11 protein-coding genes and 1 pseudogene are annotated in these 13,014 nt (G+C 71.3%); 5 read left to right on the forward strand and 7 right to left on the reverse strand.

Annotated features, from left to right (window positions below):
- Positions 1-73 precede the first annotated feature (73 nt).
- From ACFWN1_RS25950 to ACFWN1_RS25960, 3 genes are all read right to left on the reverse strand, one after another.
- Positions 74-898: a thioredoxin domain-containing protein gene (locus ACFWN1_RS25950; protein WP_384366584.1), complete on the reverse strand. Its 825-nt coding sequence runs from the start codon at positions 896-898 to the stop codon at positions 74-76.
- A gap of 105 nt (positions 899-1,003) precedes the next feature.
- On the reverse strand, positions 1,004-1,693 hold the full coding sequence (locus ACFWN1_RS25955; RefSeq protein WP_384366586.1) for a hypothetical protein: 690 nt from the start codon (positions 1,691-1,693) through the stop codon (positions 1,004-1,006).
- A gap of 80 nt (positions 1,694-1,773) precedes the next feature.
- Positions 1,774-3,102: a DUF2252 domain-containing protein gene (locus tag ACFWN1_RS25960; protein WP_384366589.1), complete on the reverse strand. Its 1,329-nt coding sequence runs from the start codon at positions 3,100-3,102 to the stop codon at positions 1,774-1,776.
- Positions 3,103-3,322: 220 nt separating this feature from the next.
- On the opposite strand from ACFWN1_RS25960, the gene dnaE reads away from it, so the two are divergent.
- Positions 3,323-6,862, forward strand: a complete 3,540-nt coding sequence (dnaE, locus tag ACFWN1_RS25965) for a DNA polymerase III subunit alpha (protein WP_384366592.1) — start codon at positions 3,323-3,325, stop codon at positions 6,860-6,862.
- 121 nt (positions 6,863-6,983) lie between these two features.
- On the opposite strand, the gene ACFWN1_RS25970 is transcribed toward dnaE, so the two are convergent.
- Entirely contained in the window at positions 6,984-7,157 is a 174-nt protein-coding gene (locus ACFWN1_RS25970; protein ID WP_384366594.1) for a hypothetical protein, read from the reverse strand.
- 226 nt (positions 7,158-7,383) lie between these two features.
- Here ACFWN1_RS25970 and ACFWN1_RS25975 point away from each other — a divergent pair, with 226 nt between their 5' ends.
- From ACFWN1_RS25975 to ACFWN1_RS25990, 4 genes are all read left to right on the forward strand, one after another.
- The gene (locus ACFWN1_RS25975; RefSeq protein ID WP_384366597.1) at positions 7,384-8,601 is read left to right on the forward strand and encodes an NYN domain-containing protein; all 1,218 of its coding nucleotides are present in this window, start codon (positions 7,384-7,386) and stop codon (positions 8,599-8,601) included.
- A 79-nt stretch (positions 8,602-8,680) separates the two neighbouring features.
- The gene (locus ACFWN1_RS25980; protein ID WP_384366600.1) at positions 8,681-9,694 is read left to right on the forward strand and encodes an ABC transporter ATP-binding protein; all 1,014 of its coding nucleotides are present in this window, start codon (positions 8,681-8,683) and stop codon (positions 9,692-9,694) included.
- Positions 9,695-9,770: 76 nt separating this feature from the next.
- Positions 9,771-10,592 (forward strand): ABC transporter permease, encoded by an 822-nt coding sequence (locus ACFWN1_RS25985; protein ID WP_384366603.1) that lies wholly within the window; start codon positions 9,771-9,773, stop codon positions 10,590-10,592.
- Positions 10,593-10,626: 34 nt separating this feature from the next.
- On the forward strand, positions 10,627-11,310 hold the full coding sequence (locus ACFWN1_RS25990; RefSeq protein WP_384366606.1) for an AAA family ATPase: 684 nt from the start codon (positions 10,627-10,629) through the stop codon (positions 11,308-11,310).
- Positions 11,311-11,317: 7 nt separating this feature from the next.
- Here the strand turns inward: ACFWN1_RS25990 and ybaK are convergent, their stop codons facing one another.
- The 3 genes and pseudogenes from ybaK to ACFWN1_RS26005 form a co-directional block, all read right to left on the reverse strand.
- The gene (gene ybaK / locus ACFWN1_RS25995; RefSeq protein ID WP_384366609.1) at positions 11,318-11,827 is read right to left on the reverse strand and encodes a Cys-tRNA(Pro) deacylase; all 510 of its coding nucleotides are present in this window, start codon (positions 11,825-11,827) and stop codon (positions 11,318-11,320) included.
- 22 nt (positions 11,828-11,849) lie between these two features.
- The gene (locus ACFWN1_RS26000) at positions 11,850-12,590 is read right to left on the reverse strand and encodes an LON peptidase substrate-binding domain-containing protein (RefSeq protein ID WP_384366612.1); all 741 of its coding nucleotides are present in this window, start codon (positions 12,588-12,590) and stop codon (positions 11,850-11,852) included.
- A 121-nt stretch (positions 12,591-12,711) separates the two neighbouring features.
- A pseudogene (locus ACFWN1_RS26005) lies at positions 12,712-13,014 on the reverse strand (hypothetical protein); the annotation flags it as partial.

Here is a 13,014-nt window from a genome sequence, read left to right on the forward strand (position 1 = left end):
CCGCGCCCCCGCCTGATTGCTGATCGCGGTCTGCCCGGAGATCAGGAACACCGGCCGGGATCAGCGTGCGGGATCAGCCCTTGAGGGCCTTGTTGATCGCGGTGACGAACTCGGGCCGCGTCATCGGCGCGTTCTTGCCGTCGGAGCCCGTGACCTTCTTGCCGTCCATCACCAGCGTCGGCGTGCCCTGGAAACCGTACTTCTTGCCGTCCACGTCGAACTTCTCGCTCATCACCAGCGCCCACTTGTCGTACGTGCCGTTCTTCACGGCCTTCTGGAAGGCCGCGTTGCCCTTGAGCGCGGGCACGGTGTCCGCCACCTTGATCAGGTAGTCGTCGCTCTTGAACTTGTCCTCCTGCTCGTCGGGGTGGTACTTCGCCGAGTAGAGCGCCGACTTGTACTTCAGGAACGCGTCCGGGTCGACGTTCAGGGCCGCGCCCAGCGCGCTGAGCGCGTTCTTGGAGCCCTCGCCCGGGATGCCGTCGTCGATGAAGGTCGCCCCGACGTACTGGACCTTGTACTTGCCGTCCGTGACGTCCTTGTCCACCGTGGCGCCGGACGCCTGCTCGAACTGGGCGCAGACCGGGCAGCGCGGGTCCTCGTACATGGTGAGGGTCTTCTTGGCGGTGTCCTTGCCGATGACGACGGTGGTGCCGTCCTTGCCCGTGGTGTGGGCGGGCTTGACCAGGGTGGCCTTCTTCGCCGCCTCCCAGCCGCTCGGCTTGTTGTTCTGGACGACCGCGTAACCTATGCCGCCCGCGGCGGCGAGCACCGCCACCACCGACAGGCCGACGATCGCCTGCCGCTTCACCTTGTCCCGCTTGGCCTGGCGCTCGCGCTCCTCGCGCAGCCGCTCACGCGCCGCCGTCTTCGCCGACTGGGTGTTCCGCTTGCTCATGCTGGTGATCTCCCTAGGGGACGCGCACATGCCGTACACGAGGTACGTGCGTACGCGGGGTACGTGTGGGGAACGGGTCGTGCTCGGGACCGCCCGGGGGCCCGCTCAGGGGCGGGCGAGGGCGGCCGGGCACGGCGGTCCGCGCCGTCCCAGGGAGTGCGCGAGCAGCAGTATCCGCGCGGCGGCCGGCCGCGGGGCCGGGCGCGGCAGCCGGCGGTCCTGAGCCGGCCGGGCCGCACCGGCGGCCACCGCGAGCAGCAGCGGCCGGAACGTGGTCGCGGCGACGGCCCGTACCAGCTCGGCCAGGGCGCGCTCGCCCCGGCGCAGCCAGGCGGCGGCCAGCAGCCCCACCCCGATGTGCGCGGCGAGCAGCAGCCAGGCGGCAGCCGGGTCAGTGTGCGCCAGCAGGGCGCCCGCGCGCTCCGGGCCGCCGGCGGCTCGGGCCAGCGGGCCGCCCAGGGCGCCCCCACGGCACAGCAGGTCCAGGCCCACCGCCTGCAGCGGGCCGGTGACCGGGCCGCCGGCCCGGCCGTAGCAGGCGTGCTGGCCGGTGGTGAAGACCGTGTCGGCGGCCAGCTCCAGCGGGATCAGCAGCGCCGCCACCTGGCCGAAGCCGCGCTCACGGCCCGCCAGCGCGTACGCGGCGGTGAACACCGCTGCGGCGACCATGAGCACGGTCCCCACCGGCAGCGGGGACCGGGACAGCAGGACGTGCGACGCGGTGCCGATCGTCACGGTGAAGGCCGTGAACAACGCCGCGCGCACGATTCTGAGCTGGGTCCCGGATATGTCCATAGCGAGAGGAGAGTGTGTCACGGACCGCCGTGAGACACCCGTAAAGGGAGTGCCACGGCCACAGGCCGGCTACCGACCAGTTACAGACCCGGAATCCGGCCGTTGCGGAACAGGTCGAGGAAGATCTGGTGGTCGGCCCGCGCGCGGGCGCCGTACGCGTGCGCGAAGTCCACCAGCAGGGGCGCGAAGCCCTCCTCGTCGGCAGCGAGCGCTGCGTCGATGGCCCGCTCGGTGGAGAACGGCACCAGGGACTCGCCCGAGGTGGTCTCGTCCGCCGCCGCGTGCATCGTGGCGGTGGCCCGGCCGAGGTCGGCGACGACGGCCGCGATCTCCTCCGGGTCGTCGATGTCGCCCCAGTCCAGGTCGACCGCGTACGGCGAGATCTCGGCGACCAGCTGCCCCGCGCCGTCCAGCTCCGTCCAGCCCAGCCACGGGTCGGCGTGCGCCTGGAGGGCGCGCTGGGAGATCACCGTACGGTGGCCCTCGTGCTGGAAGTAGCCGCTGATCGCCGGGTCGGTGATGTGCCGGGAGACGGCCGGCGTCTGAGCCTGCTTGATGTAGATCACCACATCGTTCTCCAGGGCGTCCGTGGCCCCCTCCAGCAGGATGTTGTACGAGGGCAGCCCGGCCGAGCCGATGCCGATGCCCCGCCGGCCCACGACGTCCTTCACCCGGTAGGACTCCGGGCGGGCCAGGGAGGTGTCCGGGAGCGTCTCCAGGTAGCCGTCGAAGGCGGCCAGCACCTTGTACCGGGTGGCGGCGTCCAGTTCGACCGAGCCGCCGCCCGGCGCGAACCGGCGCTCGAAGTCGCGGATCTCCGTCATCGACTCCAGCAGCCCGAACCGGGTCAGCGAGCGGGCGTCGCGCAGCACGTCCAGCAGCGGGCCCTGCGCGGTGTCCAGGGTGAAGGGCGGCACCTCGTCGTCCTTGGCGCCGGTGGCCAGGGCGCGGACGCGCTCGCGGTAGGCGACCGCGTAGACCGTCACAAGCTCGGTGATCTGCTCGTCGCTGAGCGCCTTCGCGTACCCGATGAGCGCGAGGGAGGCGGCGAGGCGCTTGAGGTCCCAGGTGAAGGGGCCGACGTACGCCTCGTCGAAGTCGTTGACGTTGAAGACCAGGCGGCCGTTGGAGTCCATGTAGGTGCCGAAGTTCTCGGCGTGCAGATCGCCGTGCACCCACACCCGCGAGGTGCGCTCGTCCAGGTACGGGCCGCCCCGCTTCTCCGCGTCGAGGTCGTGGTAGAAGAGGCCGGCCGTGCCCCGGTAGAAGGCGAAGGCGCTCGCTGCCATCTTGCGGAACTTCACCCGGAACGCGGCCGGGTCCGCGGCCAGCAGCAGGCCGAAGGCGGTGTCGAAGACGGCGAGGATCTCCTCGCCGCGCTGCTCGTCGCTGAGCTGGGGAACCGACATCGCGGGGTGCCTCCTGGTGCGGGATGCTGCGGGATAGCGCGGGGGACCGGCCGGGAACACGGGGGCGTCGTACCGCCGCGCTCCCGCCGTCCACAACGGGCGACGCCGCGCCGGAGTGCCCGGTTCCCACCAGAAGGTACGCGGACCGAGCCCGGGGGTGTCAGTGCCGGGGCATAGACTTCCTCGCTGTCCCCTTCCTGTTCATCTGGAGGCCGAAACCGTGTCGAAGCCGCCCTTCACGCACCTGCACGTCCACACCCAGTACTCGCTGCTGGACGGTGCCGCGCGGCTCAAGGACATGTTCGACGCCTGCAACGAGATGGGCATGACGCACATCGCCATGTCCGATCACGGCAACCTGCACGGGGCGTACGACTTCTTCCACTCCGCGAAGAAGGCAGGCATCACCCCGATCATCGGGATCGAGGCGTATGTCGCCCCCGAGTCCCGGCGCAACAAGCGCAAGATCCAGTGGGGCCAGCCGCACCAGAAGCGGGACGACGTCTCCGGCTCCGGTGGTTACACCCACAAGACGATGTGGGCGGTGAACCAGACCGGCCTGCACAACATCTTCCGGCTCTCCTCCGACGCGTACGCCGAGGGCTGGCTGACGAAGTGGCCCCGGATGGACAAGGAGACCATCTCGAAGTGGTCCGAGGGCATCGTCGCCTCCACCGGCTGCCCCTCCGGCGAGGTCCAGACCCGGCTGCGGCTCGGCCAGGACAAGGAGGCGCTCCAGGCCGCCTCCGACTACCAGGACATCTTCGGCAAGGACCGGTACTTCCTGGAGCTGATGGACCACGGCATCGACATCGAGCACCGGGTCCGCGAGGGCCTGCTCGACATCGGCAGGAAGCTCGGCATCCCCCCGCTGGTCACCAACGACTCGCACTACACCTACGCGCACGAGGCCGCCGCCCATGACGCCCTGCTGTGCATCCAGACCGGCAAGAACCTCTCCGAGCCCGGCCGCTTCAAGTTCGACGGCACCGGTTACTACCTGAAGTCCACGGACGAGATGTACGCCATCGACTCCTCGGACGCCTGGCAGGAGGGCTGCGCCAACACCCTCCTGGTGGCCGAGATGGTCGACACCACCGGCATGTTCGAGGCCAAGAACCTCATGCCCAAGTTCGACATCCCCGAGGGCTACACCGAGGTCACCTGGTTCAAGGAGGAGGTGCGCCGCGGCATGGAGCGCCGCTTCCCCGGCGGCATCCCCGACGACCGGCAGAAGCAGGCCGAGTACGAGATGGACGTCATCATCTCGATGGGCTTCCCCGGCTACTTCCTCGTGGTCGCCGACTTCATCATGTGGGCCAAGAACAACGGCATCGCGGTCGGCCCCGGCCGGGGTTCCGCGGCCGGTTCGATCGTCGCCTACGCCATGGGCATCACCGACCTCGACCCCATCCCGCACGGCCTGATCTTCGAGCGGTTCCTCAACCCCGAGCGCATCTCGATGCCCGACGTCGACATCGACTTCGACGAGCGCAGGCGCGTCGAGGTGATCCGGTACGTGACCGAGAAGTACGGCGCCGACAAGGTCGCCATGATCGGCACCTACGGCACCATCAAGGCCAAGAACGCGATCAAGGACTCCGCGCGCGTGCTGGGCTACCCGTACGCGATGGGCGACCGGATCACCAAGGCCATGCCCGCCGACGTCCTCGGCAAGGGCATCAACATCGACGGCATCACCAACCCCCAGCACCCCCGCTACTCCGAGGCGGGCGAGGTCCGGGGGATGTACGAGAACGAACCGGATGTGAAGAAGGTCATCGACACCGCGCGCGGTGTGGAGGGCCTGGTCCGGCAGATGGGCGTGCACGCGGCCGGCGTGATCATGTCCAGCGAGACCATCACCGAGCACGTCCCGGTGTGGGTGAGGCACACCGACGGCGTGACCATCACCCAGTGGGACTACCCGAGCTGTGAGTCGCTCGGCCTGCTGAAGATGGACTTCCTGGGCCTGCGCAACCTCACGATCATGGACGACGCCGTCAAGATGGTGAAGGCCAACAAGGGGATCGACATCGATCTCCTGAGCCTCCCGCTCGACGACCCCAAGACCTTCGAACTGCTCCAGCGCGGCGACACCCTGGGCGTCTTCCAGTTCGACGGCGGCCCCATGCGCTCGCTGCTGCGCCTGATGAAGCCGGACAACTTCGAGGACATCTCCGCCGTCTCGGCCCTGTACCGGCCGGGCCCGATGGGCATGAACTCCCACACCAACTACGCGCTGCGCAAGAACGGGCAGCAGGAGATCACCCCGATCCACCCGGAGCTGGAGGAGCCGCTCCGGGAGGTTCTCGACGTCACCCACGGCCTGATCGTGTACCAGGAGCAGGTGCAGAAGGCCGCCCAGATCGTAGCGGGCTACTCGCTCGGCGAGGCCGACATCCTCCGCCGCGTGATGGGCAAGAAGAAGCCCGAGGAACTGGCGAAGAACTTCGTCCTGTACCAGAAGGGCGCCCGCGACAAGGGCTTCAGCGACGAGGCCATCCAGGCGCTGTGGGACGTCCTGGTCCCCTTCGCCGGCTACGCCTTCAACAAGGCCCACTCCGCCGCGTACGGCCTGGTGTCCTACTGGACCGCCTATCTCAAGGCCAACTACCCGGCCGAGTACATGGCGGGTCTGCTGACCTCCGTCAAGGACGACAAGGACAAGTCGGCGGTCTACCTCAACGAGTGCCGCCGCATGGGCATCAAGGTGCTCCCGCCGAACGTCAACGAGTCGGAGTCCAACTTCGCCGCCCAGGGCGACGAAGTGATCCTCTTCGGCCTCACCGCCGTGCGCAACGTCGGCACCAACGTGGTCGAGGCGATCATCAGGGGCCGCAAGACCAAGGGGAAGTACCTCTCCTTCCCGGACTACCTCGACAAGGTCGAGGCGGTCGCCTGCAACAAGCGCACCACCGAGTCGCTGATCAAGGCAGGCGCCTTCGACTCGATGAACCACACCCGCAAGGGCCTCACCGCGCAGTACGAGCCGATGATCGACAACGTGGTCGCGGTCAAGCGCAAGGAGGCCGAAGGGCAGTTCGACCTCTTTGGCGGCATGGGTGAGGACGCGGGCGACGAGCCCGGCTTCGGACTCGACGTCCAGTTCACCGACGACGAGTGGGACAAGACCTACCTCCTCGCCCAGGAGCGGGAGATGCTCGGTCTCTACGTCTCCGACCACCCGCTCTTCGGACTGGAGCACGTGCTGTCCGACAAGGCCGACGCGGGCATCTCCCAGCTGACCGGCGGCGAGCACTCCGACGGCGCCGTGGTGACCATCGGCGGCATCATCTCCGGCCTCCAGCGCAAGATGACCAAGCAGGGCAACGCCTGGGCCATCGCCACCGTGGAGGATCTCGCGGGCTCCATCGAGTGCATGTTCTTCCCGGCGACCTACCAGCTCGTGTCGACCCAACTGGTCGAGGACGTCGTGGTGTTCGTCAAGGGCCGGCTCGACAAGCGCGAGGACGTGCCCCGGCTCGTCGCCATGGAACTCCAGGTGCCCGACCTGTCCAACGCGGGCACAAACGCCCCCGTGGTGCTCACTATCCCGGCGGTCCGGGTCACCCCGCCCATGATCAGCCGCCTCGGCGAGATCCTCACCCACCACAAGGGCGACAGCGAGGTCCGGATCAAGCTCCAGGGCCCGCAGAAGACCACCGTGCTGCGCCTGGACCGGCACCGGGTCAAGCCCGACCCCGCGCTCTACGGCGACCTCAAGGTCCTGCTCGGCCCGTCCTGCCTGACCGGCTGACGCGAGGGGCCGGGCGGCGGGGGCGACGGCGACGACGAAAGGGGCGCACCCCGCAGCGGTGCGCCCCTTCTCGTACGCTCTGTGCCGTGTGCTCAGGGGCTCAAATGCCCTATAGCAGCACTTAGTTGTGGCCGAAGCGCTTGTTCTGCCGCTGCGTGTGGTCCGGCTGGCCGCCCGCGACCTGGGCGGTGGTCTCCGGCGCCTCGGCGGCCTGCTCGTGCGAGCGCTGGGACTGCTCGGCCTGCGAAGCGCGGTTCTTCGGGCCGGTCTGCTTGCGGTTCTTGTTCTTGGCCATGGGGATCTGCCTCCTGAAGGGGGTCTAGGGGCCAGGGCCGAAATTAGATTCACATACGCTGACATCAATCGCATGTCGGATAATTACCGTGTGTGACAGGGCTGGTGGGGACACCGGCTCCCGGAAACGCCACGCCGAAGATCGAGTTCCGGCCGTTAACCCCTGCGCGGTCGGGCAGACTCGAAGGAACGCCGAAGCAATACCTCCCGGAAAGAGGGTGAGTCGCGTGGACCGTTGCATCGTCCTGGTGGACGCCGGGTATCTGCTGGGAGCCGCCGCGAGCCTCCTCGCCGGTGAGCCCTCGCGGTCCCGGATCATCGTCGACCACACCGCGCTCATCCAGGCGCTGCGCGAACGCGCCGAATCCGAGACCGGCCGCCCCCTGCTGCGCATCTACTGGTTCGACGGCGCCCCCGACCGGGTCCCCCAGCCGGAGCACCGCAGGCTCCGCGTGATGCCCCGCGTCACCGTCCGCCTCGGCGCCCTGACCAGAAGCGACGGCCGCTGGGCGCAGAAGGGCGTCGACGCGGCCATGCACGCCGAGCTGACCGAGCTGGCCCGCAACCGCGCCTGCTCCGACATCGTCCTGGTCACCGGCGACGGCGACCTGCTGCCCGGCATGATGGCCGCCAAGGAGCACGGGGTCGCCGTCCACCTGTGGGCCGTCCAGGCCGCCGACGGTGACTACAACCAGTCCGAGGACCTGGTCGCCGAGGCCGACGAACGACGCGTGCTCGACCGCGCCTGGATCGTCCAGGCCGTCCGCGCCAAGGAACTGACCGGGGTCTGCGCCCCGCCCCCGGCGCCCCGCCCCGAGATCGCCGCGATCCTCTCGGCCCCCCTGCCCGAGTCCGCGCCCACCGGCCGCGAGCACACCGCCGAGGACGACACCCACAGCCCGGCCGCCACCGCCCCGGAGAACGACACCCAGGACCGGTCCGCCGCCCACAAGGGTGTCCCCACCCCCAAGGACCTGGCCGCGCTGCGCGCCGCCGGCGCCCCGCCCGCACCGCATCCGCCCAACGCCACCCTGCGCTGGTCCTCCGACAAGGGCTGGGTGGACCGGCCCGGCACCGCCGCCGAGCCGCCGGAGGTCGCCGCCATGCCGACGCTCGCCCAGCTCACCACCGCCGAACAGCGGTGGGCCGACCGGGAGGAGGACATCACCACGGTCGGCGGCGACCCCTACGAGGTCGGCCAGGTCTTCGCCCGCCGCTGGATGTCCCGGCTCGGTGACCAGGGGCACCTCCAGCGGCTCTCCACGATGTACCCCCGCATCCCGCACCGCATCGACGGCGAGCTGCTGCGCTACGCGGCCCGCTTCGGCCTGCTCGCCCACAAGGACGACCAGATCGACGAGCACGACCGTTACGCCATCCGGGCCGGGTTCTGGCGGGAGTTCGACGTGCCCGCCCCGGCGGAGAGCGCCTCCGCCGGGGAGTGAACGGGCCCTGACCGGCGGACGCCGTGATGAGGTGCCCCAAACGCGAGTAAAGGGTCCGCACCGCGTACTCTCGTCCCTTGTGACTACGCGCGCGGGACAGGCACTTCGGTACGACGACGTCGTACGCGTGCGCGCGCTCACCAAGACCTATCCGCCCGTCAAGGGGCGGCGCGGAGCGCCGGGCGCGGCCGAGGTGCGGGCCACCGACGAGGTGACGCTGGACGTGCGCCACGGCGAGATGTTCGGGCTGCTCGGCCCGAACGGCGCCGGCAAGTCCACCCTGGTACGGCAGCTCACCGGGCTGCTGCGTCCCGACTCCGGCGGCGTGGAGATCCTCGGCCACGACATCGTGCGCCACCCCGAGCGGGCCGCCCGCATCCTCGCCTACCTCGGGCAGGAGTCCACCGCGCTGGACGAGCTGACCGTCGCCCTCGCCGCCGAGACCACCGGCCGGCTGCGCGGCCTGGAGGCACGGGCCGCCCGCGCCGAACGCGACGCCGTGCTGGACGAGCTGGGGCTCGCCCCGCTCGCCGGACGCCCGCTGAACAAGCTCTCCGGCGGTCAGCGGCGGCTCGCCTGCCTCGCCGCCGCGCTCGTCGGCCGGCGCTCGCTGCTGGTGCTGGACGAGCCCACCACCGGTATGGACCCGGTGGCCAGGCGCGCGGTCTGGGCCGCCGTGGACCGGCGCCGTGCCGAACAGGGCGCGACCGTGGTGCTGGTCACCCACAACGTCATCGAGGCCGAGACCGTCCTCGACCGGGTCGCCGTGCTCGACCAGGGCCGGGTGATCGCCTGCGACACCCCGGCCGGGCTCAAGGAGCGGGTCTCCGGCGAGGTCCGGGTCGAGCTGGTCTGGCGGGAGCGGGCACCGCTGGAGGTGCCCGAGGTCGCCGTCCTGCGCGAGCGGGCCGTAGAGGCCGGTCGGCGCTGGACGCTCCGGCTCGCCCCCGAGGAGGCGCGGGCCGCCGTCGCCACCGTCACCGGCGGGGCCGCGTTCGCCGCGCTGGACGACTTCACCCTCGCCACCCCGAGCCTGGAGGACGTCTATCTGGCGCTCGGCGGAGCGGCCCGGCAGGGGCTGGTGAAGGCGTGAGCAGAGGTCTCGTCGCATCCGTATGGTCCCCGTGGGACTTCCGTCCGGCCGCCACCGGGAAGAGGAGCAGCGCGTCGTGAGTGCCGTACCCGCCGAGGCTCTGCCCGGTGCCGCGAGGGGCGTGCCGGAGCAGGAGCGGCGCGCGGCCGAGCTGGGGCCGCCCGTGCGGCTGTGGCCGTCGCTGGCCGCCGTCTACCGCGCCCAGCTGTCGCGGGCCCGGGTGGCGCGCATCCCGTTGCTGTTCGTGGCGACCTTCCAGTCGGTCGGCATCGCCGTGATGATGCGCGGTGTCGTGGACAGCGGGCCCGAGGCCCAGGCCGTGGTCGCCGGGTCGTCCGTCCTGGTCGTCGCGTACGTGGCGCTGAACCTGCTCTCGCAGTACTTCGGCCAGCTGCGCGCCAGCGGGGGGCTCGACCACTACGCCACGCTGCCGGTGCCGCCCGCCGCCGTGGTGCTGGGCGCGGCCGCCGCGTACGCCTCCTTCACCGTGCCGGGAACGCTGGTGACCGCCGTCGTCGGCTGCGCGCTGTTCGGGCTGCCGCTGTCCAACCTGTGGGTGCTGCTCGCGGTGATCCCGCTGGCCGGGGCCGCGCTGTCCGGGGTGGGCGCCGCCTGCGGGCTCCTCGCGCCGCGCCCCGAACTCGCCACGCTGCTGGGCCAGCTGGGCATGTCGGCGGCGCTGCTGCTGGGTGTGCTGCCGGCCGACCGGATGCCCGGCGTCGTGCTCCTGGCCCGTGATCTGCTGCCCTCCACCTACGGGGTGGAGGCGTACGCCCGGACCTTCGGTCCCGCCCCCGACTGGGCGGTGGTCCTCGCTGACCTGGGGGTGTGCGCGGGCGTCGGGGTGATCTCGCTTGCCGTGGCGACCCGTGCGTACCGCCGGGCCGCCGTCCGGTGACGCGGCGCGCGGCGCGACCTGGCACGATGTCAGGGTGACCGCACCGCTGACTCCGCCACCCCCGCCGCACGACGACTTCGCGCATCAGTTCGAGCGGGCCCCTTCGGGCGGAACGCCGGTCGCGGACCCGTACGGACAGGACGGCCCCGGTATGAAGACTGAAGTGCGCGCAGCCGTCGTCGTGGCGGTGGCGGTGGCGTTCTCCGGGGTGCTGCTCGGGCTGCTGTGGTGGTGGCTGGCCCCGCATGTGCCGCTCGTCGGCGAGGAGACCGACCGCAGCTGGGTGGTCTACCTCAAGGACACCGAGGGCGAGCAGGCGGCCGGAGTGGACGGTACGTTCGCTCTGCTGGGCCTGGCCTTCGGGCTGATCAGCGCGGCCCTGGTGTTCCTGCTGCGACGGCGCGCCGGCGTGCCGCTGGTGGTGGGCCTCGGGGTCGGCGGTCTGCTCGGCTCGCTGCTGGCCTGGCGGCTCGGGGTGTGGCTGGGCCCGACGTCGGACGTCATCGCGCACGCCAAGGCGGCCGGCGCGGGCGTCACCTTCCCCGCCCCGCTCCGGCTCGGCGCCAAGGGCGCCCTGCTCGCCTGGCCGCTGGGCGCCCTCCTGGTTCACCTGGGCCTGACGGCCCTCTTCGGCCCCCGCGACCCCGACCCGTACGAGCCGCGCCGCTACGAGGAGGAGCCGCACGCGCAGGGCCCTTACGGGACGCCTCCGGCCTAGGGGCCGCTCAGGTGCGGCCGATCGGGGCCAGTACGGCCTTTGTCAGGGTGGCGAGGTCGGCGGGGGCGAGTTCGACCTCCAGGCCGCGCCGGCCCGCCGAGACGCAGATCGTCGGGTGCGCCCCGGCCGAGTCGTCCAGCACCGTGCGGAGCCGCTTGCGCTGCCCCAGCGGGGAGATGCCGCCGCGTACGTAGCCGGTGGTGCGCTCGGCGAGCGCGGGGTCCGCCATCGCCGCCCGCTTGCCGCCGACGGCGGCGGCCAGCGCCTTCAGGTCCAGCGTGCCGGAGACCGGGACGACGGCCACGGTCAGGGTGCCGTCCACGTCGGCCACCAGTGTCTTGAAGACGCGGTCCGGGGACACGCCCATCGCCTCGGCGGCCTCCTCGCCGAAGGAGGGGTGCGCGGGGTCGTGCTCGTAGGAGTGGACCGTGTGACCGACGCCCGCAGCGCTGAGGGCCACCGTGGCGGGTGTGCCGCCCGCTCCTGACGTCTGCTGCTTGCTGGACTTCTTCGCCATGCGGGTGTCGGCCTCGGTTCTCTCAGTTCAGACTGGTGCGCGCCCGCGTCAGCTCGAACGCGGGCAGTGACGGCAGGCTACGGATGATGGCCGTCTCCGAGCGAAGCAGTTTCAGCTCGTCCCGCAGCCGGGAGGCGGTGTCCGGGGCCTGGAGGAGACGCTGCTTGGTCGGGGTGTCCAGCACCATCGCGGCGGCCACCAGGTACGAGATCACACTCGGGTCGTCCGGCAGGTCGGAGTCGGCGGAGACGGAGCGCTCATGGGCGCCCGCCAGCCGCTTCTGGTACTGCTGGAACGAGTGCAGCACCCCTTCCGCGAGCGCGCCCGCCTCGTCGCCGGGGTGCTCCGGCAGCTCCTCCACCTCGCCGGTCAGGAACGACCCCGAGCCGTCCACCGAGAGCAGCCGTACGCGGGTGGTGCCCGTGCAGAGCACGTCGAAGGTGCCGTCGGGCCGCTCCCGGACGGTCGCGGCCTCCGCCACACAGGCCACCCGGTGCAGCGCCTTGAGCGGTTCCGGGCCGAAGCCGCCCGCCGGGGCCTCCTCGGTGCCGGCGTCGGGGTCCGGCAGGCCGGTGCCGCTCGGCGCCAGCTGGTGGCCGTCACGGATCGCCACGATGACGAATCGGCGCGGTTCGTCCTCCGGAATCTTCAGCAGCTCGCGCATCATGGCGCGATAACGCTCCTCGAAGACGGACAGCGGCAGGACGAGTCCCGGGAACAGCGCCGTGTTCAGCGGGAAGAGAGGCAGACGGGCGGTGGTCACGACGCCCCAGCCTAGTGGTCACAGCCGCGAGAGCGCCCGCGGCACCAGCACCAGCCCCACCGATCTCTCCCGACCGGGCCCTTGCCGGGCCCCGGACCGGACCGCCCCCGCCCCCCGGGGCTCAGGGGCGGGTGTGTGGTGGGGTCGGCAGCAGGGCGGTCAGGGCGGTGGACGGGGCGTCGGTCAGGAGGGCGTCGCGTAGATGCAGGAAGTGGCCGAGCGGGTCCTCGGAGACGCGGCTCCACGGGAACGAGGTGACGTACGGGCCGATCAGGGCGAGCTGGTCGCGGGCCTCGTCCCAGCGTTCCAGGCGCAGCAGGACGTACAGGAGCTGGTTGCGGACCTCGGCCGGGTGGGGGTCGGCCGCGGGGAAGCGGGCGGAGAGGGCCACCGCGCGGTCGGCCGCGGCGAGCAGCCGGCCGCG

Origin of the sequence: Streptomyces sp. NPDC058459 (genome assembly GCF_042721685.1) — a bacterium.
GTDB lineage: Bacteria > Actinomycetota > Actinomycetes > Streptomycetales > Streptomycetaceae > Streptomyces.